This is a genomic window from Streptomyces sp. NPDC016640, assembly GCF_043076215.1.
Lineage (GTDB): Bacteria > Actinomycetota > Actinomycetes > Streptomycetales > Streptomycetaceae > Streptomyces.
Genome location: NZ_JBIBRG010000010.1, coordinates 36,816 through 59,559, shown reverse-complemented (window position 1 = coordinate 59,559; position 22,744 = coordinate 36,816). Strand labels below are relative to the sequence as shown.

Annotated in this window: 18 protein-coding genes and 1 pseudogene; 12 read left to right on the top strand and 7 right to left on the bottom strand. The window is 73.1% G+C overall.

Annotated features, from left to right (window positions below):
- Positions 1-208 precede the first annotated feature (208 nt).
- Positions 209-1,648, bottom strand: coding sequence for an NADP-dependent phosphogluconate dehydrogenase (gene gndA / locus ACF07S_RS21265; RefSeq protein ID WP_391963328.1), 1,440 nt, complete (start codon positions 1,646-1,648; stop codon positions 209-211).
- Between the two features lie 444 nt (positions 1,649-2,092).
- Between gndA and ACF07S_RS21260 the strand changes: the two genes are divergently transcribed.
- Positions 2,093-3,364: a transglycosylase family protein gene (locus ACF07S_RS21260; RefSeq protein WP_391974806.1), complete on the top strand. Its 1,272-nt coding sequence runs from the start codon at positions 2,093-2,095 to the stop codon at positions 3,362-3,364.
- On the opposite strand, the gene ACF07S_RS21255 is transcribed toward ACF07S_RS21260, so the two are convergent.
- Positions 3,354-4,538 (bottom strand): DMT family transporter, encoded by a 1,185-nt coding sequence (locus tag ACF07S_RS21255; protein ID WP_391974805.1) that lies wholly within the window; start codon positions 4,536-4,538, stop codon positions 3,354-3,356. The two genes, ACF07S_RS21260 and ACF07S_RS21255, sit on opposite strands and share 11 nt — an antisense overlap.
- 321 nt (positions 4,539-4,859) lie before the next feature.
- On the opposite strand from ACF07S_RS21255, the pseudogene ACF07S_RS21250 reads away from it, so the two are divergent.
- A pseudogene (locus ACF07S_RS21250) lies at positions 4,860-5,144 on the top strand (IS5/IS1182 family transposase); the annotation flags it as partial.
- Between the two features lie 617 nt (positions 5,145-5,761).
- Here the strand turns inward: ACF07S_RS21250 and ACF07S_RS21245 are convergent.
- A complete protein-coding gene (locus tag ACF07S_RS21245) occupies positions 5,762-5,920 on the bottom strand; it encodes a hypothetical protein (RefSeq protein ID WP_391974804.1) in 159 nt (52 codons plus the stop codon).
- 216 nt (positions 5,921-6,136) lie between these two features.
- Between ACF07S_RS21245 and ACF07S_RS21240 the strand changes: the two genes are divergently transcribed.
- Positions 6,137-6,643, top strand: coding sequence for an AfsR/SARP family transcriptional regulator (locus ACF07S_RS21240; protein ID WP_391974803.1), 507 nt, complete (start codon positions 6,137-6,139; stop codon positions 6,641-6,643).
- Between the two features lie 126 nt (positions 6,644-6,769).
- On the opposite strand, the gene ACF07S_RS21235 is transcribed toward ACF07S_RS21240, so the two are convergent.
- Both ACF07S_RS21235 and ACF07S_RS21230 read right to left on the bottom strand, forming a co-directional pair.
- Positions 6,770-7,795 carry a ParB/RepB/Spo0J family partition protein gene (locus ACF07S_RS21235; protein ID WP_391963320.1) on the bottom strand — a complete coding sequence of 342 codons (1,026 nt, stop codon included), beginning with the start codon at positions 7,793-7,795 and terminating at the stop codon, positions 6,770-6,772.
- Between the two features lie 30 nt (positions 7,796-7,825).
- The gene (locus ACF07S_RS21230; protein ID WP_391974802.1) at positions 7,826-8,359 is read right to left on the bottom strand and encodes an RrF2 family transcriptional regulator; all 534 of its coding nucleotides are present in this window, start codon (positions 8,357-8,359) and stop codon (positions 7,826-7,828) included.
- A gap of 91 nt (positions 8,360-8,450) precedes the next feature.
- Between ACF07S_RS21230 and ACF07S_RS21225 the strand changes: the two genes are divergently transcribed.
- Both ACF07S_RS21225 and ACF07S_RS21220 read left to right on the top strand, forming a co-directional pair.
- On the top strand, positions 8,451-9,728 hold the full coding sequence (locus tag ACF07S_RS21225) for a CynX/NimT family MFS transporter (protein WP_391974801.1): 1,278 nt from the start codon (positions 8,451-8,453) through the stop codon (positions 9,726-9,728).
- Between the two features lie 79 nt (positions 9,729-9,807).
- Positions 9,808-10,740, top strand: coding sequence for an NAD(P)/FAD-dependent oxidoreductase (locus ACF07S_RS21220; protein WP_391974800.1), 933 nt, complete (start codon positions 9,808-9,810; stop codon positions 10,738-10,740).
- A 19-nt stretch (positions 10,741-10,759) separates the two neighbouring features.
- Here ACF07S_RS21220 and ACF07S_RS21215 read toward each other — a convergent pair whose 3' ends face one another.
- Both ACF07S_RS21215 and ACF07S_RS21210 read right to left on the bottom strand, forming a co-directional pair.
- Entirely contained in the window at positions 10,760-10,993 is a 234-nt protein-coding gene (locus tag ACF07S_RS21215) for a hypothetical protein (RefSeq protein ID WP_391963303.1), read from the bottom strand.
- Positions 10,994-11,062: 69 nt separating this feature from the next.
- A complete protein-coding gene (locus tag ACF07S_RS21210) occupies positions 11,063-12,277 on the bottom strand; it encodes an MFS transporter (RefSeq protein ID WP_391974799.1) in 1,215 nt (404 codons plus the stop codon).
- A gap of 54 nt (positions 12,278-12,331) precedes the next feature.
- Between ACF07S_RS21210 and ACF07S_RS21205 the strand changes: the two genes are divergently transcribed.
- The 7 genes from ACF07S_RS21205 (at position 12,332) to ACF07S_RS21175 (ending at position 22,730) form a co-directional block, all read left to right on the top strand.
- Positions 12,332-13,066, top strand: a complete 735-nt coding sequence (locus ACF07S_RS21205) for an AraC family transcriptional regulator (RefSeq protein WP_391974798.1) — start codon at positions 12,332-12,334, stop codon at positions 13,064-13,066.
- A gap of 130 nt (positions 13,067-13,196) precedes the next feature.
- Positions 13,197-13,934 carry a (2Fe-2S)-binding protein gene (locus ACF07S_RS21200; protein WP_391963300.1) on the top strand — a complete coding sequence of 246 codons (738 nt, stop codon included), beginning with the start codon at positions 13,197-13,199 and terminating at the stop codon, positions 13,932-13,934.
- A gap of 39 nt (positions 13,935-13,973) precedes the next feature.
- Positions 13,974-15,125 (top strand): glycogen synthase, encoded by a 1,152-nt coding sequence (gene glgA, locus ACF07S_RS21195; RefSeq protein ID WP_391963299.1) that lies wholly within the window; start codon positions 13,974-13,976, stop codon positions 15,123-15,125.
- A 52-nt stretch (positions 15,126-15,177) separates the two neighbouring features.
- Positions 15,178-16,398 (top strand): glucose-1-phosphate adenylyltransferase, encoded by a 1,221-nt coding sequence (gene glgC, locus ACF07S_RS21190; protein ID WP_391963298.1) that lies wholly within the window; start codon positions 15,178-15,180, stop codon positions 16,396-16,398.
- Between the two features lie 205 nt (positions 16,399-16,603).
- On the top strand, positions 16,604-19,231 hold the full coding sequence (locus ACF07S_RS21185; protein ID WP_391974797.1) for a PA14 domain-containing protein: 2,628 nt from the start codon (positions 16,604-16,606) through the stop codon (positions 19,229-19,231).
- Positions 19,232-19,588: 357 nt separating this feature from the next.
- Positions 19,589-21,019, top strand: coding sequence for a wax ester/triacylglycerol synthase family O-acyltransferase (locus ACF07S_RS21180; RefSeq protein WP_391974796.1), 1,431 nt, complete (start codon positions 19,589-19,591; stop codon positions 21,017-21,019).
- A gap of 217 nt (positions 21,020-21,236) precedes the next feature.
- The gene (locus tag ACF07S_RS21175; RefSeq protein WP_391963295.1) at positions 21,237-22,730 is read left to right on the top strand and encodes an SDR family NAD(P)-dependent oxidoreductase; all 1,494 of its coding nucleotides are present in this window, start codon (positions 21,237-21,239) and stop codon (positions 22,728-22,730) included.
- Positions 22,731-22,744: the final 14 nt, after the last annotated feature.

The following is a 22,744-nucleotide window of genomic DNA, read 5'->3' as shown; positions in this document are numbered from 1 at the left end:
CGGAGCCGGCCCCGCAGCCCCCGGGCCCGGGACCGCAGCCGCCCCCGCCGCATCCGGGGCCCCCCGAGCCGTCCCCCTCGCCGATCCCACCGGGTCCCGAGCCGGTGCCGAACCCGGAACCCGGCCCGCCGCTGAGCTGACCCGGACGCGGCACGAAACAGGGCGGCGCACGGCCACCGGGCCGTGCACCGCCCTGTCGCACGGGGTGTTACGCCGACACCTCCGACCGGTCCCCGCCCCACAGCGTGTGGAACGAGCCGTCGCGGTCCGTGCGCCGGTAGGTGTGCGCGCCGAAGTAGTCCCGCTGGCCCTGGGTGAGCGCGGCCGGCAGGCGCTCCGCGCGCAGGGCGTCGTAGTAGGCGAGCGCCGCGGCGAAGCCGGGCGTGGCCACGCCCTGGCGGGTCGCCGCGACCAGCACCTCGCGCCAGTCGTCCTGCGCTTCGGCGATCTCCCGCGCGAAGGTCCCGTCCGCCAGCAGGCTCGGCAGGTCCGCCCGCGCGTCGTAGGCGGCGCGGATGCGATCCAGGAAGGCGGCCCGGATGATGCAGCCGCCGCGCCAGAGCGCGGAGACCGCGCCGAGGTCGATGTCCCAGCCGTACTCCTCGCTGCCCGCGGCGATCTCGTGGAAGCCCTGCGTGTACGACACGATCTTCGACGCGTACAGCGCCTGCTCCACCCGGTCGGCGAACGCCGCGGCCTCCGCCTCGCCCAGCGGCGTGGCCTTCGGTCCCGCGAGGCCGCGTGAGGACTCGCGCAGCGCCGCGTGCCCGGAGAGGGAACGGGCGAACACCGCCTCGGCGATGCCGGACACCGGCACCCCCAGATCGAGGGCGATCTGCACCGTCCAGCGGCCCGTGCCCTTCTGCTCCGCCCGGTCCGCCACCACGTCCACGAACGGCTCGCCCGTGGCGGCGTCGACGTGCGACAGCACCTCGGCCGTGATCTCGATCAGGTACGAGTCCAGCCGGCCGGTGTTCCAGGTGCGGAAGATCTCCGCGATCCGCGCGGGGGAGTACCCCGCCACGTCCCGCAGCAACTGGTACGCCTCGCCGATCAGCTGCATGTCGGCGTACTCGATGCCGTTGTGGACCATCTTCACGAAGTGACCCGCGCCGTCCGGGCCGACGTGCGTGACACAGGGGGTGCCGTCGGCCGCCTTCGCCGAGATCTTCTCCAGCATCGGGCCCAGCGACTCGTACGACTCCGCCGAACCGCCCGGCATGATGCTCGGCCCGAGCAGCGCGCCCTCCTCGCCGCCGGAGATGCCGGTGCCGACGAAGTGGATGCCCTTCTCGCGCAGCTCGCGTTCCCGGCGCCGGGTGTCCGCGAAGTGGGCGTTGCCGCCGTCGATGATCATGTCGCCGGGCTCCAGCAGCGGGGCGAACTCCTCGATCACCGCGTCCGTCGGCTCCCCGGCCTTCACCATGACGACCAGCCGCCGCGGCCGCTCCAGCGCCGCCACGAACTCCTTCGCCGTCCCGGCCGCCACGAAGCCGCCCTCGTGCCCGAACTCCTCCACCAGCGCGTGCGTACGGGCCGCCGTCCGGTTGTGCACCGCGACCGTGTAGCCGTTGCGGGCGAAGTTGCGCGCGAGGTTGCGGCCCATGACCGCGAGCCCCGTGACGCCGATCTGCGCTGAACTGCTCATTGGGGTGGCTCCTGGTGACCTGGTGACCTGGTGGCCTTGTGGCCCTGGCATCGGTACTACCGGGGTGACGGTGCTGCCTTCCGGCCCCGTCGGCCCGCCGTCGACCATCCTGACGTGTCGCACCTGCGTGTGCACGCGCAGACATCGTCACGACACCGCGCAGGCGGATACGGGTGGGAGCACCCGGCGTACTCACGCCGTACGGACGGCGGCCCCGTGCCGTCCTCCCCGCGCCCTCCCCGCGCCCTCCCGGCGCACGCACCCGCGTGCCCCCGCCCGGGGGCACATCCGCCCGCGCACACGCCCTCCGGGCATGGGACGGGGGCGCAGCAGCCGACGACTACCGGCCATGTGGCGCATCCGTGCGGCCGATAGCCGCCTTGTCACGGCAAGTTCGCACCGCTTACTTTTGCCCCTCCTGACGCATCGTCGAGGGGGGATTCCATGGCCGTGCGCGGCCGGCACCGCCGGTATCAGCCGAACAGGATCAACCGGGCCTCGCTCACGGTCACCGCGGGCGGTGCCGGGATGGCACTGCCGTTCCTGGGCGCCGGGGCGGCCCAGGCCGCCGACGTGGACACCTGGGACAAGGTCGCCGCCTGCGAGTCCAGCAACGACTGGAACATCAACACCGGCAACGGGTACTACGGCGGGCTCCAGTTCACCCAGTCGACCTGGGAGGCGTACGGCGGCGCCCGTTACGCACCGCGCGCGGACCTGGCCACCAAGGACCAGCAGATCGCCGTCGCCGAGAAGGTCCTCGACGGACAGGGCCCCGGTGCCTGGCCGGCCTGCTCGGTACGGGCCGGACTGACCCGGGGCGGCGCCGTGCCCGACATCCGGCCGACCGCCGGCACGTCCGGTGGGAGCGGTACCAAGGCCGACGGCGAGAGGAGCAGCAGGAGCAAGGAGAGCGACGGCAGGCCCACCCGCCGGTCCTCCGTCGACGACGTCAAACCGCACACCACACCCCAGTCCCGCGCGGGCAGGGCCGAGATGTACACCGTGGTCCGCGGCGACACCCTCTCCGGCATCGCCGCCGAGGAGCGGATCCGGGCCGGCTGGCAGGGGCTGTACGACGCCAACCGCTCGGCCATCGGCACCGACCCGGACCTCATCGTGCCCGGGCAGCGGCTCGCCCTGCCCGACGGAACGGCCAGGGCCCCGGAGAGGCCGGCCGGCAGGCAGGCCGACAAGAAGGCCGACAAGAAGGCCGACAAGAAGAGCGACAAGAAGACCGGGAAGAAAACGGAGAAGCCGGCCGCCTCGCAGCGCGCCGAGAACCGTGCCGACCGTGCCGGGCAAACCGGCGGCGGCCTGGTGGCGCCCGTCAGCGCCTCGCTCGGCACGCCGTACCACCAGGCCGGATCCGCCTGGTCGAAGGGCTACCACACGGGCGTCGACTTCCCCGTGCCCACCGGCACGTCGGTGAAGTCGGTCGCGGCGGGCACCGTCGTCGGCGCGGGCTGGGAGGGGTCGTTCGGCTACCAGGTGGTGGTCCGGCACTCCGACGGCCGCTACAGCCAGTACGCACACCTGTCGGCGATCTCCGTGAGGAGCGGCCAGTCCGTCACCGCGGGCCAGCGCATCGGCCGGTCCGGTTCCACCGGCAACAGCTCGGGCCCGCACCTGCACTTCGAAGTGCGGACCGGGCCCGGCTTCGGATCGGACGTCGACCCGGTCGCCTACCTCAGGGCGGGCGGGGTCAGGATTTGACGCGTACCCGGTGGCGGTCCACCACCGCCACCGGTACGTACGGGCCGCCGTAGTAGGGCGCGTACGACACCAGCGGCACCGGAGCGGGGTCCTCGTCGTCCGGGGCGCCGGCCGGTGACGGCACGGGGACCGGCACCCGCACGCCCGCGGGGAGCGGGGGGAGCGCGAGTTCGGCCAGCAGCCGATCGGCGGGGTCCGCGGCCGGCGGCCCGGCGGGCTCCGCCACGGACCGGGCGGCGGGAACGGCCCCGGTCGGGGAACCCGCCGCGGCGGCCTCGCCGTTCACGGCCCCGTCCACCACCTCGTCCACGGCCCCGTCCACCGCCCCGGTCTCCTGCTGCTCGCGGGCGAGCCGCTCCGTCGTGAGCAGGATCAGTCCGCCGGCCGCCACCACCCCACAGCTCAGTGCGAGCGCCGTGCCCGTCGACCCGTAGCGGAAGGTCTCACCGAACATCGTGATGCCGACCGCCGCCGCCACCACCGGGTTCACCACCGTCAGCGTGGCCAGCGGGGCCGCGAGGCCGGCCCCCCGGTAGGAGGCCTGGGACAGCAGCATGCCCGCCGTGGCGAGGACGCCGATCGCCGTCAGGGAGGGCAGGTCGGCCGCCGAGATCCCGCCGCTCCAGTCGACCGCGACGGTCTTGGTGAAGACGGAGGACATGCCGAACGCGACACCGGACGCGACGGCCAGCAGAATGCTGCGGACCGCCGGATGACGGTGCACGGCCCGGGCCGCGACCATCAGCACCACGACCGCCCCTGCCGTCGCCAGCGCCGCCGCCACCCGTTGCGCGGTGTTCAGCGACTGCGCGTCGGACGCGCCGATCAGGGAGAGCAGACCCGCGAGCCCGACCGTCGCCATGATGGCGCCGCGCCACGCCGCCGCCCCGGCCCTGCGGCCGACGAACAGCGCGGCCATGGGCAGCGCGAACACGATGGTCAGCGCGCCCAGGGGCTGCACGAGGCTCAGCGGGCCGTAGGCGAGCGCCACCACGTGCAGCAGACCGCCGAGGCCGTTGAGCGCGACCGCCGCCCACCAGGCCGGCCGGCGCAGCGGTGCGTACTGCTGCGCGCCGGGTGAGGACACCGCGACCCGCTCCTGCACGATCGCCCCACCGGCGTACGCCACGGCGGAGACGAACGACAGGACCACGGACAACGCGAGGGCGCTCATCGGCTGCTCCTCTGCGTGAGGCCGGGGCGGTGGACCCGGCGCGGCGAACGGTCGGCTTTCATGACCAACACGATGCCGTGTCAAGGTCTTCCCGTCGTCGTCCCTGAGCATTCATTGAGTCCTACTGCCGATGGAGTACGGCGAGGACCCCGTCATCCCCAGGGTGGGTGCCCGTCGGCGGAGGCCCCCTGGTCGGCTCCCCCCGACTGATCACTTCGGGACGGGCCCGGTCAAGGGCTTGGCGATGGACCGGGTCGCCGGCAGGATTCCGCCGGTTCCGGGATGATCTTGTCCCTGACAACCTGCGGGGCCGCGTAGCCCCGCTGCCGGTCCCGCCGCCGGCCCAGGCGTCCGTTCGCCGCCCGGGGCTACGACTACGACAGGTACCGCCGCCTCATCCGGACCCGGGGCATCACACCGAAGACCGCCCGCAGAGGCATCCCCACGGCTCAGGCCCGGCAAGCACCCGCCGGGGCGTCGACCGCGCCTTCCGCCTGGCTCCACCGGTTCAAACGACTGCGGACACGCTACGGGATACGTGCCGATCTCCACCTCGGTCCGCTCCGGCTCGCTCCCAGCACCATCTGCTTGCGCCGGCTCCACGCGCCGGGCAGGCCGCAGGCCGAAGCACGGCTCGTTTCTGCCCGGGAGGGGCTGGGGAACCCCGATTCCCTGGCCTGCGCGGCGGTCTCCCGTTCCTTGACGCCCGGCGTGATCCGCCCGTCGTGGCCGTGCTCCCGCTGGACCGCCTCGCCGCCCGGCTCGCCCGGGCCGACGCGGTCCTGGCCGGGCTTCGCGCCACAGACGGGACAGCGGCGGCGGATCCGGAACCGGCGGGCGGCCTTCTCGTGCAGGGAACCCTCCGCCCCGGCGGACGGGGCCGGACCGGCTGCGCCGCCTCGAACGGCTCGCACGCGTCAGTGAGACGCCGGAGGAAGCCGTTCACGCGGCGCCGCTGCCCCTCCTTGAGCACCCCGGCGCAGCCGGCACACTTCTCCTCCTGCCGCTCGGCTCGACGCGGGCGAGGCCGTACGAGCCCCGTGACGGGCTCGGGGCCAGGGCGGGGCGGCTCTCCCGGGTTCCGTCGCGGCGCACGACGGTGACGTCCAGGGCCGGCGGCCGGGTCGTACGCCGGGGGCCGCGGGGCGGCGACGTACGACTGCCGTCCGGACGGGTCGCCCAGGGCGGTCCCCGCAGCCCTGGGCGCGGCCTTCGGTGCCGGGTCAGGCCGTGTCGCGGACCAGGTCATTGAAACGCGCGGCCGCAATGATCGGTCCGTCGGACACCGAGTGGTCCAGTGGAACAAGAACGAGGCGGCCGTCCCCGTAACCGGACAGTCTGGCAAAGCGTAAAGCGTTTCCGGTCAATGTGGTATTCGCCATCCTGTACTCCTTCGGACGAGGATTCGGCGGAGGCGGAGGTGTTGAGCGCCCGGCGGAAGCCTGGCAAAGCAGTGGTTCCGGTTCATATGTGAGCTCTGGCAGGAAAAGCCGCCGGCGACCGGTCTGCGCACCCTGCAGACCTATATCCTTACCTGCCGAAAAATACTGTCCCGGCTCAGCGGCTGCTCAGCCGCCTACGTCGCCCGGGAGATCCTGGTGGCCGGAGCGGACGGCTACGGACTGAAGGGCCACCATGTCGGCCTGGACTGGTCCGAGTTCCAACGGCTGAAAAGCCTCGGGATGAAGGCTCTGGAAGACGGCGAGAACGCGGCGGGAAGTGAATTGCTCGACGCCGCCCTGGACTTGTGGCGGGGTGGCGCCCTGGCCGATGCCCCGGCGGGACCCGTACTCGATTCCAAACGGCGGTTCTTCGAGGAGTCCCGGCTCGAAGTGATAGCGATCCGGGCCGACGCGCAGATCAAGGCCGGGCTGCACCAGCGGGCCATCACCCAGCTCGCCGCGGTGACCAGCGAGCACACGCTGCACGAGGGGTTGCACGCCCAGTACGTCCGCGCTCTCGCACTGGGCGGACGCCGGGCGGAGGCTCTGGGAGTGCTGCGCACGCTGCGCACCCGGTTGGTGAGCGAGATCGGGACCGAACCCGGTGCCCCGCTGAGGGAACTCCAACTGGGCATACTGAGCTCGGAACCCGGCATGGTGTGAGTCACGTCCGAGGCGTCCGGCCACCGGCCGGACGCCTCGGACGTGGTGCGCGCCGCCGGGGTCCCCGTCCCCGTCGGAGGGTTTCGGGTGCCCTGGCGGACCGTCGCCGGACACCGCCGCACCCGGTTACGGGGCAGCCGGCACCGTCTCCCAGGGGAATGCCGCGCTGAACGAAGTGGGGGCGGACATCCGCAGGGCGTCGGCCAGGTTCTGCCACTCCTCAGCACAGGCCGTGGCCATCTCGGAGATGGAGTCGGCGCAGTGCGCTGGCACCGAGGCGGCGATGCGCCGGTGGTCCGCCGCCATGTGCAGCTCCATCATGCGCAGGAGCAGGCGCCCGGTCTCGGTCATCCGCAGGGAGGGATCGCGGCACAGGCTGCGGAACGTCGCCTCGCGGGTCTCGGTCGACATCCCCACCGGCTTGTCGTACGGCGCGACGGGCGGCGCACTCCGCCACACCGGAGGTCTGCCGGCCGCCCGCTGTCCGGTCGGCACCGGGCTCTCGCCGCGCCTCAGCCGGTCCCGTACGTCGCGGACCGTACCGGGGGAGATGCCCGCCTTCTTGGCGATGCTGCGCAGTGACGCGGAGGGGTCCTCGAGGAGCAGCCGGGCCGCGGTGCGCCGTCCCTCGGCGCTGCTGAGCGGGCGGACCCTGCCGTCCCGGCCGATCCGGGCCGCCGGGCCGGTGGCGTCACCGTGGATCTTCAGGCGCTGGACGGCGACGGACTTCGCGGACAGGCCGGTGACGGAGGCGATGACGCGGTCGGACCAGTTCTGGTGGGTGCGGAGTATGCGGACGGCGGCCGCGGTGCGGTCGGCTGTGGACAACGGCAGGCCGTGGCGGACGTTGGCCTGGACGGCAAGGACAAAGGCATCCTTCTCGGGGCCGTCGAAGAACCGCACGTCGATCGTGTGGCTGCCGCGCGACCGGGCGGCGAGCAGCCGGTGCATGCCGTCGATGACACGCATGGAAGGGCGGTGGACGAGGATCGGCGGGAGTGGATCCTCGGAGCCGGCGAGGAGGCGGGCGTGTTCGTCGTTCTCGCCTTGGCGGCGTGGGGAGTCGGCCGGTAACAGCCGGCTGATCGGTACGACCTCCACTTCGGAGAATTCCGAAGCGAGTGCGGGTCCGAGATCGTCCTCGAAGCTCATCGCGCAGTGCACCTCCGGTGAGTGTTGCGGTCAGGCCACGCCCAGCGGGCCGGTGGGAGACGAGGCTGAGGCGGAGGGGGGTGGCTCACTCCGCCCGGTCAGCCACTGCCGGACCTCGTCCATGGCGGTGCCGTCGCTGTCGGCCTCGATCTCCCGGGTGAGATCAGCGATCGTGATGTCCCGCAGTGCCGCCCGCCACGCCGTCTCGGCGGCGGCCATGGCGCGGGAGACGGCGCAGGGCTTCGTGCACTTCTCCGGTCGCAGGGCGAGGGGTCCCTTCCGGCGGATCTCGGTGCAGCGGAACGCCGGCTCAGGCCCGTCGACCGCGCGGACCACGTCCAGGACGGTGACCTGCTCGGTGGGACGGGCGAAGGTGTACCCCCCGACCGGGCCGGGTGTGGAGCGCAGGATCCCGGCCTGCGACAGCGACTGCAGGTGCTTGGCGAGATAGGCCGGCGGAATGCCGTGAAGCTTCGCCAGCCGGCCTGCCGACACCGGGACTTGGCTCTGGCTGAGCGACACGCAGCAGTGCAGGGCCCACTCGACGCCGTTGGTCAGCTTCATGTCCAACAGCGTATCAATCTCAGACTCTTTCTATCCGTGATTCTGTTATAACAAGGACACCAACTATCCGAGATATGTGAAGGTGCAGGTCATGAGTGAGGCAGAAGATCGTTTAACGGCGGCGCGCGTCGCTGCGGCACCCGAGCGCACCGCGGAGCCCTCTTCCTCGTCGGCACACGACCGTGCCGCTCTCGGGTTCGCCGCCGTCGCCCTGTTCGTGGCAGCCGCCAACCTGCGGCCCGCGATCGCCGCCGTATCCCCCCTGGTGGACCGGATCCGCACGGACCTGGACCTGTCGGCGACCGGGGTCTCCCTGCTGACGACCGTCCCGACCCTGGCGATGGGCCTGTGCGCGCCGCTGGCCGCCTCGGTGGGCCGCCGCTGGGGACTGCAGAAGGGCGTGCTGCTCGGCCTGGCCGTGGTCGGCCTCGCGACCGCGGCGCGCGGTCTGGGGCATTCCACCTGGCTGCAGTTGGTGTGCGCCGCCGTGGTGGGCACCGGAATCGCCATCTCCCAGACGCTGCTGCCGGCCGTCGTGAAGAGCCGCTTCGCCGACCGCGCCGGACTGGTCACCGGCATCTACACCGCCGGGCTCGGCCTCGGCGGTGCCGTCGCGGCCGGTGCCAGCGCGCCGCTCGCCGACGCCATCGACTCCTGGCCGGGCGCCCTGGCCTCCTGGGCAGTCCTCGCCGTGGCGGGCATGGTGCTGTGGACGGCCGCCAAGGGCTCGCTGCGCCTGGAGCACGTCGACGGCCCCAAGGGCCCGGTCACCAGCGGACTGCCCTGGCGGTCCGGCCTCGCCTGGCGGATCACCGCCGTGTCCGCGGGCAACTCGGCGCTCTACTACTGCGAACTGGCCTGGATCGCACCGCTGCTGCATGACGACGGCGGACTCGGCGAGGCTCGTGCCGGGTTCATGCTGACGGTGATGATCTCCATCCAGGTCGTGGCCATGCTGGCCGTCCCCGCCCTGCTGGGCGAGCGGGAGGACAAGCGGTTCGGTCTCGCGCTGACCACGGTCCTGACCGCCGTGGGCTTCCTCGGCTTCGGCTTCAGTCCCGGCACCGGCACCTGGCTGTGGGTCGTCGCCATGGGCGTCGGGCACGGCGGCCTGTTCACGCTGGTCCTCACGCTCCCCGTCGCGGCGGCCCGGGACGCCACTCAGGCCGGGCGGTTCGCCGCCATGGCCTTCTTCGTCGGCTACGCCTGCGCAGCCCTCGGACCGGTCGTCGTCGGCACCCTGCGTGACGCCACCGGCGACTACCGGCTGGCCTTCGGCCTGCTGACGGCGCTCACCGTGCTGATGCTCCTGCCCATCGCCCGGCTTTCGCCGCGGCACATCGAGAAGGACCGGGGCACCTCCGTGTAGTTCGCCGCCCGGCCGCCCCAGGCCGCCGGCACCCCGACGGCAAACGCCCGGTCAGCAGGACGGGGTCACGGAGCGGTGGATGGATTGGGACCTGCAGATGCGGGGCGAGTACCGGACCGCCCACCAGGCGGTGCGGGCGCCCCTGGCGCTGCTGTGCGGCACCTCCGACCCCTTCGCCCGCCCGGCCGAGATGGAGCAGTGGAAACGCTTCACCACCGGCCCACACCTCGGGCCCGGCGGCCGGGGTGTCGTCGTCGGCGGCGGTCTGCTCGGCCTCGAGGCGGCCCACGCCCTGAGCCGGCTGGGCCTGCGTGCGCACGTCGTGGAGACCGCACGCCATCTGATGCCCGCTCAACTCGACTCCGGGGCCGCCGAGGTGCTGCACCGGCACGCCGCCGGCCTCGGCATGCGCCTGCACTGCGGCACCGCGATCGCGGAGGTGCACGCCCGGTCCGACGGCACCGTGCGCGCGGTCACCCTCGGCGACGGCACGACCCTGGACGCGGACCTGGTGGTCTTCGCCGCGGGAATCCGGCCCCGGGGCGAGCTGGCCGGGGCGCTGGGCCTGGCGCGCGGGGAACGGGGCGGCTTCCTCGTCGACGCGTACTGCCGTACCGCTGACCGGCAGGTCTGGGCCGTCGGCGAGTGCGCTGCCGTACAGGGCCGTTGCCACGGGCTGGTCGCCCCCGGCTACGCCATGGCCGAATCGGTGGCGGCCCAGCTGGCGGGCCGGGACACCGAGCCCTTCGACCGGACCGACGGTTCCACGGCCCTGAAGCTCCTCGGCGTGCACGTGGCCACCTTCGGTACGACCGCACCCCCGGCGGACGTCCGCCCGGTCGAGGTCGTCTTCGCCGAGGGCACCGCCCGCTACGCCAAGGTCTTCCTGCGGCCGGACACCGGCAGTCTGCTCGGCGGCATCCTCGCGGGCGGCACCGGGGCCCGCTCCCGGCTCGAAGCCCTCGTCGGCCGCCGCCCGCCGGCGGACCTGGAACAGCTGCTGCTGCCGTGATCCACGTGGTCCACCCGGCCTAGGAGGGGCCGGGCGCGGTGAAGGCCGCCAGCTCGCCCTCGCGCAGGATCACCAGCGCCGCACAGGTGCACCGGCAGTACTCGACGCGACCATCCGACGTGGCATGGCTGGACATCAGCTGCCAGTCGGGCTGCGGCAGCGCGGTACGGCATCCCCAGGAGGCCAGCGGGCAGGCCTCCTGGCCCGGTGCGGCCGAAGGGGGCGTGACGTGCCGGCTCGCTGCTCGTCGCACTCCGTCGTCCTTCCGTGAGTGGTTCCGTGAGTGGTTCCGGACCGGCCCGCCGATCAGGGGGCGGCCGGGTCAGAGGCGGCTGTGCTTGGTGGAGGCGTTCCCGGTGCCGTGCGTGGTCTCCTCGTCCCGGTCGCCCAGCAACGGCTCGGGCACGGCCGGTTCGGGCAGGGTCCGGAACAGCAGCCAGCTCAGCGCGGGCATCAGGATCAGGGGCGCCAGGGCTGTGCGCAGCGAGGTGGCGTCGGCGATGCTGCCGATCAGGGGGCTGGTGAGGCCGCCGACGCTGACCATCAGTCCGAGGGTGATCCCGCTGGCCGTGCCGACGCGCGTGGGCAGGTAGTCCTGCGCGAGCGTGACCTGGAGCGAGAAGGGCACGTACAGGCCGATCGAGGTCAGCGCCACGAACAGGTAGATCGCCGGGCCGGGTACGAACACGACACCGGCGACGGCGGCGACCGTGGTCAAGTACGACATGCTCACCACCGTGACCCGGTCCCAGCGGTGGGCGAGATTGCTGCCGACGACCGTGCCGACCGCACCGCCGAGGTAGAGCACGAAGAGTGCCGCCGTCCCCGCCGTCGTGCCGCCGCCCGTCTGCTCCCGGGCGTGGAAGGCGATGAAGGTGCTCAGGCCGACGAAGGCGATCGACCGGCACACCACCGCCAGCGACAGCCGCACGAACGAGCCCCAGTCGTCCCGTCCCCGCGCTGCCCCCTTGCCGCCGTCGGCGCGTGGCGTCCTCTGCAGCGCCCGCAGCACCGGCAGCGTCAGCACGCTGCCGACCAGCGCGGGCAGGATCAGCAGCGGGGAGAACCGTAGCCCGCCGGTGGCGATCACCACGGTGACCAGCAGAGGAGCTGTCGCGAAGCCGACGTTGCCGCCCAGCGAGAACCACCCCATGGAGCTGTGGCTGCCCTTGCTCGCGACCCGTGCGACCCGCGCCGACTCCGGGTGGTACGCGGCGACGCCGATGCCGGACAGCGCCACGAACAGCAGGGTGAGCGCGTACGAGCCGGTGACGCCGCTCAGGGCCACGCCGAGCCCGCCGAGCACTGTGCTCACCGGCAGCAGCCAGGGGACGGGGTGCCGGTCGGTGAGTGCGCCGAACAAGGGCTGCGCCACCGAGGACAGCAGGCTGGCGGCGAGCACGATGCCCGAGGCCGCGGCGTAGGTGTAGGCGCGCTCGGCGACGAAGAACGGGACCAGGGCCGCGACGGCCCCCTGGTAGACGTCCACGCAGGCATGCCCGACCGACAGCAGGACGATCGACTTGTTCCTTCGCATGGCGCCATGGTCATCCATGACACCCCTGTCGTACTTCCGATAATCTGCCAATTGATGAGGGATATCCGCCATGAACCGGTGGCGCCGACCAGCACCCGCCGGCTGGCCCCCGGCACCGGCATCGACGCCCACCGGCACGACGACCACCAGATCGTCTACGCGGGCCGGGGCGTGCTCGCCGTCACCACCGGCGCCGGCTCCTGGACGGCCCCGGCCACCTGGGCGATCTGGGTGCCGGCCGGCACCGTGCACTCCCACCAGGCGCACGGCGAGCTCGAACTGCACCTGGTCGGCCTGCCCGCGGACACCAACCCGCTCGGCCTCGACGAACCCACCGTGCTGATCGTCAGCCCCCTGCTGCGGGAGCTGATCCTCGCCTGCACCCGCGACCCGGCGGACGACAGCCCCGAGCACCGCCGCCTGCGCGCCGTCCTGTGCGACCAGCTGCGCACCTCACCCCAGCAGCCGCTGCACGTGCCCACGCCGACCGTGCCGCAACTGAAGGCGCTGTACGAGATCCTGCTCGCCGATCCGGCCGACAACCGCACCCTGGCGGCCCTGGGCAGACAGGTCGGCGCCAGCGACCGCACACTGTCCCGGCTGTTCAGGGCCGATCTCGGCATGACGTTCCCGCAGTGGCGCACCCAACTGCGGCTTTCCCACGCCCTGGTGCTGCTCGCCGAGGACACGCCGGTGACGGTGGTGGCACACCGGTGCGGCTGGTCCTCGGCGAGCGCGTTCATCGACGTCTTCCGGCGCGCCTTCGGCCACACACCGGGACGCGCCTGATGCCCGGTGGGGGCGCCCCGCCGCGGCGGGGCACCCCCACCGGGACCCCGAGCCGGGCCTCCACGGCCCGGTGCCGTTCGCGGGCGGCGGCCGGCGACTCGGCCCGAGGGACCTGGTACTACTGCACGTCGTGGACCTCGACCCGCGTCTCACCGCCCTTCGCCGCCTCGGTGGCTTCTTCGCACTGCGCACGGAGGACCTGCCCGGCCGTCCCCTGCCCACGCTCGCCCAGGCGTACGTGCCGGGGCGAGCGGATGGCCGGGACGACGTCCTGACCGCGCGGGTCCGCACGGTCGCCGGTGCCCTGCGCGCCCCCGAGACACGGGTCGCCGCGTCGGTGGCCCACCAGGGGCTCGCCGCCCGCCTGTGGTCCGTGGCCCTCGGCAGCGCCGCCCTGTACGGGGCCGTCCCCGACCTGGCCCCGAAGCTGCTGCGGTGGGACCCCCGGGGCAGCGCCCCCGACGATTTGTGGCTGACCGGGGTACGGCCGCTGCGCGGTGACGCGGCGACGGTCGCGGAGCTGGTGCTGCGCGGCCACCTCGAACCCCTCGGCGCGGCCCTGCGCTCCCGCCACCGCCTCGCGCCGGGCCTGCTGCGCGGCAACGCCGCCTCCGCCCTGGCGGGCGCCGCCCGGGAACTGGACCGCTGGGGGCGCGGCCACGGCCGTGGGGACGTCGCCGCCCGGGCCGCGGCGCTGGCCGCCGAACTCCTCGCGCACCCCCTGCTCTCCGGGGCCGGGACCCTCACCGGCACCGCCTTCCGGCGCCGCAGCTGCTGCCTGTACTACCGGGTGCCCGGCGGGGGCGTCTGCGGCGACTGCTGCTTCCCACGGCCGCCCCGCTCTTCCCCACGCGCCCCATCTGGGTGACCATGAGGGGGAAGGTCCGTCCAGACAGGGGGTTCACGGGTGCGCGTGGGACTGCTGAGCCGGGAGTATCCCCCGGACGTGTACGGCGGCGCGGGAGTCCATGTGGAGTTCCTCGCCCGGGAACTGCGCTCCCTGGTCGACCTGGAGGTGCACTGCTGGGGAGAGGGCCGCACCGACGGTGTGCTGCGCCACCGCCCCTGGTCCGCGCTCGACGGCGCCAACGACGCGCTGCGCACCTTCTCCGTGGACCTGGCCATGACCGCGGCCCTCCAGGACCGCGAACTGGTCCACTCCCACACCTGGTACGCCAACCTCGGCGGCCACCTCGCCAAGCTGCTGTACGGCATCCCGCACGTGATGACCGCCCACTCCCTGGAGCCGCTGCGCCCCTGGAAGGCCGAGCAGCTCGGTGGCGGCTACGCGTTGTCGAGCTGGGCCGAGCGCACCGCGGTGGAGGCCGCCGACGCGGTGATCGCCGTCTCCGGCGCCATGCGCGACGACATCCTCGGCAGCTACCCGGCCCTCGACCCCGGCCGGGTGCACGTCGTGCACAACGGCATCGACACCGGTCTGTACCGCCCCGACCCCGGCACCGACGCCCTGGACCGGATCGGCCTGGACCGCTCCCGCCCGTACGTGCTGTTCGTCGGCCGCATCACCCGGCAGAAGGGCGTGCCCCATCTGCTGCGGGCGGTGCGCGGCATCGACCCGGCCGCCCAGGTCGTGCTGTGCGCGGGCGCCCCGGACACGCCCGAGATCGACCGGGAGTTCCGCGAGCTGTACCAGGAGCTGAGCCGGGTCCGCGAGGGCGTGCACTGGATCCCGCAGATGCTGCCGCGCCCGGAGGTGATCCAGCTGCTCACGCACGCCGCCGTGTTCGTCTGCCCCTCGGTGTACGAACCGCTCGGCATCGTCAATCTGGAGGCCATGGCGTGCGGCACCGCGGTGGTCGCCTCCCGGGTCGGCGGCATCCCGGAGGTCGTGGCGGACGGCTCGACGGGGGTACTCGTGGAGCCGGGCGACGACTTCGAGGCGGACCTCGCGCGGGCCCTCGACTCGGTCCTCGGTGATCCGGGCACGGCGCGGCGGATGGGCGAGGCGGGGCGGGAGCGCGCGGTGGCGGAGTTCGGCTGGGACGCGGTGGCCCGCCGTACGGTCCTGCTGTACGAGGAGATCCTCGAGCAGGCTTAGTCCGGCCCGTCCGGGGCAGTCTTGGGGGAAATTCGGCGTGAGGGGAGCGGCCATGCGTCGTGGTGGTCCTTCGGTCCTGGGAATCGTGCTGGCGGGCGGCGAGGGCAAGCGCCTGATGCCCCTCACGGCGGACCGTGCCAAACCGGCGGTCACCTTCGGCGGCACCTACCGCCTGGTCGACTTCGTCCTGTCCAACCTGGTCAACGGCGACATCCTGCGGATCTGCGTGCTGACCCAGTACAAGTCGCACTCGCTGGACCGGCACGTCACCACCACCTGGCGGATGTCCAGCCTGCTCGGCAACTACGTCACGCCGGTCCCCGCCCAGCAGCGCCTGGGCCCGCGCTGGTACCTGGGCAGCGCCGACGCCATCCTGCAGTCGCTCAACCTGATCTACGACGAACAGCCGGAGTACGTGGCGGTGTTCGGCGCCGACCACGTCTACCGCATGGATCCGCGCCAGATGCTCGCCCAGCACATCGAGAGCGGCGCCGGTGTCACGGTGGCCGGGATCCGGGTGCCCCGCTCGGAGTCCTCCTCCTTCGGTGTGATCACGCCGGGCTCGGACGGCCTGACCGTCGAACGCTTCCTGGAGAAGCCCGGCGACCCGCCCGGCCTCGCCGACGACCCCGAGTGCGTGTTCGCCTCCATGGGCAACTACCTCTTCACCACCAAGACCCTGATCGAGGCGCTCCACCGGGACGCCGAGGACGAGAACTCGGTGCACGACATGGGCGGCTCGATCCTGCCCCAGCTCACCGAGCGGGGCGAGGCCCATCTGTACGACTTCAGCTCCAACCACGTCCCGGGCGAGACCAGCCGCGACCAGGGCTACTGGCGTGACGTGGGAACCCTGGACGCGTACTACGACGCGCACATGGACCTGATCGCCGAGCGCCCGGCGTTCAACCTCTACAACCGGCAGTGGCCCGTCTACACCCACTCGAGCCAGCTCTCGCCCGCCCGGTTCAACGCCGGCGGCATGGCGAGCGAGTCCATCATCAGCGCCGGCTGCCTGATCCGCGGGCAGGTCACGCGGTCGGTGCTGTCGCCGGGCGTGGTGGTCGACCCGGGGGCCGTGGTGCAGGGCTCGGTGCTGCACGACAACGTCCACATCGGGCGGGGCGCGGTGGTGCGCGGAGCCGTGCTCGACAAGAACGTGGAGGTGCCGCCGGGCGCGACGATCGGCGTCAACCCGGAGCGGGACGCCGAGCTGTACACGGTGTCCAAGGGCGGGGTGATCGCGCTCGGGAAGGGACAGCGGGTGCCGTAGCGGCGGTGCGCGGGGCCCCGGTCGGCTGTGACCACCGGGGCCTTTGTCATGTCCCTGGACGGATGGCGGAATCCGTGCTGTTATGCCGACTACTGTTCATGACAACGTTGTACGGGGCCCGTACAGCGCACAGAAGAGAACACGCACCACCGCTACGCACCGCACTGAGCAGCGAGCCGTCACCGTTCTCACCGACGGAGGATCCGTGCGCATCAGAGGACTCAGGAGCCGTTTCGCGCTCCTCCTGGCCGCCGCACTGGGAGTCACCGGACTCACCGCGGCCGGCCCGGCCGCGACCGCCGCGGCGGACGACCCGGTGGAGATACACGGGCTGAAGGGCGATTACTACACCCAGTCCGCCCCCGGCGCCTTCGACTTCCACGAGCTCAGGGCCACCGCCTTCGACTCCCACCTGGACTTCGACAACCTGGAGCCGCGCCTGAACGTCACCACCGGCCGGTCGGACGACGTCAGTGTCCGCTGGACCGGCAAGATCGTGCCGGAGAGGACCGGCGCCCACACCTTCTCGGTCACCGCCGACAACGGCTTCCGGCTGTGGATCGACGGCCGGCTCGCCATCGACCACTGGGTCGACGACTGGGACCGCGAACAGACCGCCGAGCCGGTCGGACTGACCGCCGGCACCGCCTACGACATCAAGGTCGAGTACTTCGAGCACTACGGCGGCTCCAACCTCCACCTGCGCTGGACCGAGCCCGACGGAACCAAGGAACCCGTACCGCAGTCCGCGTTCCGCCTCCCCGACGGCTTCGACTACGACGGTGCCCTCTCCGCCACCGTCCTGGCCTCCGGCCGCACCCTGAAGCTCGCCTTCCCACAGCCGCCGGCCGCACCGCCGGCCGGCTTCACCGACCACGTCGACGCGGTCATCGGCGGCGCCGACTGGCCCCTGACGTCGGCACGCCCCGACCCGGCCGATCCCCGGGCGCTGCTCGTCACCCTCGCCGAGCCCGTCGTCGGCAACAGGACCGGCACCGCCCGCGGCAGCGCCGACATCCGCTACGACGGACAGGGCGGCCTGACCACCGCCGACGGCGACCCCGTGGACGCGTTCCTCAGCAGCGGCCCCAACCGCTCCACCCACGAACTGCGCACCGGGTGGGCCGAGGAGGTGGGCCCGGACAACGCCCTGCCCGAGTACCCGCGCCCGCAGCTCACCCGTGACGAGTGGCGCAACCTCAACGGCCGCTGGCAGTTCGCCGCCGCCGAGGAGGGCGAGCGGCCACCCGTCGGGAGGACGCTGGGGGAGCGCATCCTCGTCCCGTACCCGGTGGAGTCCCAGCTCTCCGGGATCCAGCGGCACGAGGACCGGATGTGGTACCGCCGCACCTTCACCGTCCCCCGCGGCTGGGACATCGGCTCCGACCGGCGGCTGCGGCTGAACTTCGGCGCGGTCGACTGGCGCTCCGAGGTGTACGTCAACGGCACGAAGGTCGCCACCCACGAGGGCGGTTACGACAAGTTCGGCGCCGACGTCACCGACGCGCTGAGGCCCGGCCGCACCCAGGAGCTCATCGTCGGCGTGTACGACCCGACCGATGCCGCGAACGGCGAGAACCCCCCGCTCGGCAAGCAGCGCCTGGATCCCAGCGGCATCTGGTACACGCCCAGCTCCGGCATCTGGCAGACCGTCTGGATGGAGCCGGTCGCCCGGGACCACGTCGACTCGCTCGAACTCGTCCCGGACGTGCCCGGCGAGCGGCTCACCGTCCGGGCGCGGGGCGTCCGGGACGGCATACCGGTCAGGGCCACCGCGTACGACGGACGGCGCAAGGTCGCCACGGCGACCGGCCGCACCGGCGACCCGCTCACCCTGAAGGTCGACGACCCGCGCCTGTGGTCGCCCGACGACCCCTTCCTGTACCGCCTGGAGGTGACCGTCGGCGCCGACCGCGTCGGCAGCTACTTCGGGATGCGCTCCATCGCCGTCGAGCAGATCGACGGGGTGCCGCGCACGGTCCTCAACGGCGAACCCGTCTTCCTGATGGCCACGCTCGACCAGGGCTTCTGGCCCGACGGCCTGCACACCGCGCCCACCGACGAGGCCCTCGCCCACGACCTGCGCGCGCACAAGGAACTCGGCTTCAACTCCGTGCGCAAGCACATCAAGGTCGAACCGGACCGCTGGTTCTACTGGGCCGACCGGCTCGGGCTGCTGGTGTGGCAGGACATGCCGGCCATGACGGCCGGGGTGAACCCGGGCACCGAGGCCCGCGAGCGCTACGAGCGCGAGCTGAAGCAGATGATCGACGAGCACATCAGCAGCCCGTCGATCGTCATGTGGGTCACCTTCAACGAGGGCTGGGGCCAGTACGACGTCGGCCGGATCGCCGAACAGGCCAAGGCCTGGGACCCGACCCGGCTGGTCAACAACCAGTCCGGGCTCAACCTCGGCGCCGACGGGGGAACCGGCGACATCATGGACGAGCACGGCTATCCCAGCCCGGCACTCCCGCCCCGCCCGGACGGCGAGCGCGCCCTGGTCAGCGGAGAGTACGGCGGCCTCGGTCTCGCCGTGCCCGGGCACGCCTGGCCGGTCCAGCAGTCCTACGTCGACGTCGACCCGGCGGCATACACCGATGACTACCTCACCAAGCTCGACGAGGTGCGCGCGCTGGTGTGCCGGGGCAGCAACGGGGCCGTCTACACCCAGATCACGGACGTGGAGGGGGAACTCAACGGCCTGCTCACCTACGACCGGCGCGTCATGAAGCCGGACGTGGACCGGGTGAAGGCCGCGCACGACGCCCTGATCCGGGACGCCTCCCGGGCGCAGCCCGCCGGCTGTGCCGCCGAGGGCGCCGCGCGGTGAACGGTTCCTCCGGCGGGCGGCACCCGTCCGGGTGGCGTATGCCGTCCGCCGGCGCGGTGACCGCGCCGCCGTAGCCCCGCCCGTCCCCGACGTGCCGCCCCTCCCGCCGCGCCGGTGGGAGGGGCGGACGCCTCACCTGGTGTTGACTGTGGGTGTCCGGGTCGTACTTGACCGTGATCGGCCGGGAGCGATTGACTGCTGATACGTCCCCGTCCGTCCCGTTTCCGCCCGGTTCCCTTCCCTTCCCTTCCCTTCCCTTCCCCGTCCGCCTCGTCCCCGTCCGTCCCGTTCCACCCTGCTCCCGTTTCCGTCCGTCCCGTTTCCGCCCGTCCCCGTCGTCGACGCGAGGCACCACCCATGACCGCAGACCCGCTCGCCCCTCTCGACCTGGCCTTCTGGAACATCGAGTCCGCCGGTCACCCGATGCACCTCGCCGCGCTCGGCGTCTTCTCGGCCCGCTCGCCCTCCGCGGCGGCCCACGCGGCGGATCTGCTGGCCGCCCGCGCCGCCGCCGTCCCCGGACTGCGCATGCGCATCCGGGACACATGGCAGCCGCTCGCGCTGCGGCAGTCGCTCGCGGCGTTCCGCCGCCCGTGGCAGGCCCCCGGCGAGCCCTTCGCCGCCGCGCTGCGGCAGCCGCTCGCCTCGGCCCTGCGCCGGTCGCTCGCCTTCGGCGGCGCCGCCCGGGAACCCGACGCCGGATTCGACCCCCTCGACCACATCCGGCTGCACCCCGCGGCCGCGGACTTCCACGACGCGGCCGGGCGGCTCATGGGGCGCCCGCTGGAGCGCACCCGGCCCCCCTGGGAGGCCCATGTGCTGCCGGGCGAGGACGGTGCCTCCTACGCCGTCCTGTTCAAGTTCCACCACGCCCTCGCCGACGGGCTGCGCGCGCTCACCCTCGCCGCCGCGCTGATGGACCCGACGGACCTGCCCACACCCCGGCCCCGTCCCGCCGACCCCCCGCGCGCGGCGCTCCCGGACCTGCGTGAGGTGCCCGGCCTGGTGCGCGACGCCCTGTCGGACGCGGGCCGGGCCCTGGACATCGGCGCCGCCGTCGCCCGGTCCACCCTCGACATGCGCTCCTCGCCCGCACTGACCTGCGCGCCCAGCGGCACCCGCCGCACCGCCGGCGTGGTGATCGACCTGGACGACGTGCACCTGGTCCGCAAGGGCGTCGGCGGCACCGTCAACGACGTGCTGATCGCGGTCGTCGCCGGCGCGCTGCGCCGCTGGCTCGACGAGCGCGGCGACGGCAGCGAGGGCGTCGCCCCCCGGGCGCTCGTCCCCGTCTCCCGGCGCCGGCCGCGCACCGCCCACCCACAGGGCAACCGGCTCTCCGGGTACTTGATACGGCTCCCCGTCGACGAGCCCGACCCGCTCGCCCGGCTCGCACAGGTGCGTACCGCCATGGACCGCAACAAGGACGCCGGTCCGCACCGGGGCGCGGGCGCCGTCGCCCTGCTCGCCGACCATGTGCCACCCCTCGGTCACCGGCTCGGCGGACCGCTGCTGGGCCAGGCCGCCCGACTCTGGTTCGACGTCCTGGTCACCAGCGTGCCGCTGCCGGGCCTCGGCCTGAGACTCGGCGGCGACCCGCTCGGCGCGGTGTTCCCGCTCGCGCCGCTGGCCCCCGGGCACTCCCTCGCGGTCGCCGTCTCCACCTACCGGGGACGCGTCCACTACGGGCTGGTCGCCGACGGCGCGGCCGTCCCGGACCTCGACCGGCTGGCCCACGCGGTGACCGCGGAGGTGGGGGCGCTGATCACCGCCCGCGACCACCACTAGTGCCGCGCCGGCCGGAAACCCAAGCACGGTGCAGTACGGGGGCTTCCGTCCGGCACGCCGGGAGCGCGCACCGGGCGCCGCTCCTCGAAGGGCAACCCCGGCTGACGCGGCACCGGCCGCGAGTTTGGCGCTACGGCCCGGCGCTCCGTAAAATCCCCCGTTCGACAGCGGATGCGAACGGAGCGCCGCGACGGCAGAGCGGGAAACGGCAGCGGCGATGACGGTGACAGAGGACGGCCCCCAGGCCACGGACGCGGTGGCACACGGGCCGGGCATCGACCCCGAGCGGCTCGCCGTCTGCCTCGGCGTGCTCGAGGAACTCGACGAACTCGACGTGGACCACCCCGACGCGATCCTGGTCCGCCGGGCCACGTCGCACATCTACCGGACGGTCAAGCAGCGCCGCCGCCAGGAACGCCGGGCGGCCAAGACCGCCCACGACAAGGCGGTCACCGAGGCCACCGCCACCGGCTCCGCCGAGCGCATCGACGACGAGACGGAGGGCATCCTGCCGTCCTCCCGTGTCGAGGAGGGCCGGATCGCGGGGATACTCCAGCGCCCGCGCTCCTGCTACACCTGCAAGACCCGCTACGTCGAGGTCGACTACTTCTACCACCAGCTCTGCCAGAAGTGCGCCGCCGAGAACCGGGCCCGGCGCGACGCCCGCGCCGACCTCACCGGCAAGCGGGCGCTGCTCACCGGCGGACGCGCCAAGATCGGCATGTACATCGCGCTGCGGCTGCTGCGCGACGGCGCCCACACCACGATCACCACGCGCTTCCCCAAGGACGCCATCCGCCGCTTCAAGGCCATGGACGACTCCGGGGACTGGATGCACCGCCTGGAGGTCGTCGGCATCGACCTGCGCGACCCGGCCCAGGCCGTCGCGCTGGCCGACCGGGTCACGCGGCAGGGCCCGCTCGACATCCTGATCAACAACGCCACCCAGACCGTACGCCGTCTGCCCTCCGCGTACGCCGCGCTCGTCGAGGGCGAGAGCGCCCCCCTGCCGGCCGGTGAGCTGCCCGCCCACCACGTCATCGGCGCCTTCAACTCCGGCGCGGTCGACGGACTGGCCGCGCTGCCCGTCGGCGTCAGCGGACTCGACGCGCAGAAGGTGGCCGACCTCGCCCTGGTGGCGGGCAACGCCAGCGTGGTCCGCCACCGTGACGGCACCGCCATCGACGCGGGCGGCCTGGTCCCCGACGTCGTCGACACCAACACCTGGGTGCAGACCATCGAGCAGATCTCCCCGGTGGAGCTGCTGGAGACCCAGCTGTGCAACTACACGGCGCCCTTCATCCTGATCAGCGCGCTGCGTCCGGCGATGGCCGAGGCCGCGCGCCGGGCGTCCGCCGGGCGCGCGTACGTCGTCAACGTCTCCGCGATGGAGGGCGTGTTCGACCGCGGTTACAAGGGCGCGGGCCACCCCAACACCAACGCGGCCAAGGCGGCCATGAACATGGTGACGCGGACCAGCGCGCAGGAGATGTTCGAGACGGACCGCATCCTGATGACCTCGGTGGACACCGGCTGGATCACCGACGAGCGGCCCCACTTCGACAAGCTGCGCCTCGCCGAGGCCGGCTTCCACGCCCCGCTCGACCTGGTCGACGGCGCGGCCCGGGTCTACGACCCCATCGTGCGCGGCGAGGCGGGCGAGGACCTGTACGGCGTCTTCCTGAAGGACTACGCGCCCGGCAGGTGGTGACGGCCCGACGGGTC

Excerpts from the sequence above, each read along its gene's own strand:
- ACF07S_RS21255 (WP_391974805.1), bottom strand. The coding sequence starts at position 4,538 with ATGAGCGCCCTCGCGTTGTCCGTGGTCCTGTCGTTCGTCTCCGCCGTG.
- ACF07S_RS21245 (WP_391974804.1), bottom strand. The coding sequence starts at position 5,920 with ATGGCGAATACCACATTGACCGGAAACGCTTTACGCTTTGCCAGACTG.
- ACF07S_RS21230 (WP_391974802.1), bottom strand. The coding sequence starts at position 8,359 with ATGAAGCTGACCAACGGCGTCGAGTGGGCCCTGCACTGCTGCGTGTCG.
- gndA (WP_391963328.1), bottom strand. The coding sequence starts at position 1,648 with ATGAGCAGTTCAGCGCAGATCGGCGTCACGGGGCTCGCGGTCATGGGC.
- ACF07S_RS21175 (WP_391963295.1), top strand. The coding sequence starts at position 21,237 with ATGACGGTGACAGAGGACGGCCCCCAGGCCACGGACGCGGTGGCACAC.
- ACF07S_RS21210 (WP_391974799.1), bottom strand. The coding sequence starts at position 12,277 with ATGCGAAGGAACAAGTCGATCGTCCTGCTGTCGGTCGGGCATGCCTGC.
- ACF07S_RS21225 (WP_391974801.1), top strand. The coding sequence starts at position 8,451 with ATGAGTGAGGCAGAAGATCGTTTAACGGCGGCGCGCGTCGCTGCGGCA.
- ACF07S_RS21180 (WP_391974796.1), top strand. The coding sequence starts at position 19,589 with ATGACCGCAGACCCGCTCGCCCCTCTCGACCTGGCCTTCTGGAACATC.
- ACF07S_RS21260 (WP_391974806.1), top strand. The coding sequence starts at position 2,093 with ATGGCCGTGCGCGGCCGGCACCGCCGGTATCAGCCGAACAGGATCAAC.
- glgC (WP_391963298.1), top strand. The coding sequence starts at position 15,178 with ATGCGTCGTGGTGGTCCTTCGGTCCTGGGAATCGTGCTGGCGGGCGGC.
- ACF07S_RS21235 (WP_391963320.1), bottom strand. The coding sequence starts at position 7,795 with ATGAGCTTCGAGGACGATCTCGGACCCGCACTCGCTTCGGAATTCTCC.
- ACF07S_RS21205 (WP_391974798.1), top strand. The coding sequence starts at position 12,332 with ATGAGGGATATCCGCCATGAACCGGTGGCGCCGACCAGCACCCGCCGG.
- ACF07S_RS21220 (WP_391974800.1), top strand. The coding sequence starts at position 9,808 with ATGGATTGGGACCTGCAGATGCGGGGCGAGTACCGGACCGCCCACCAG.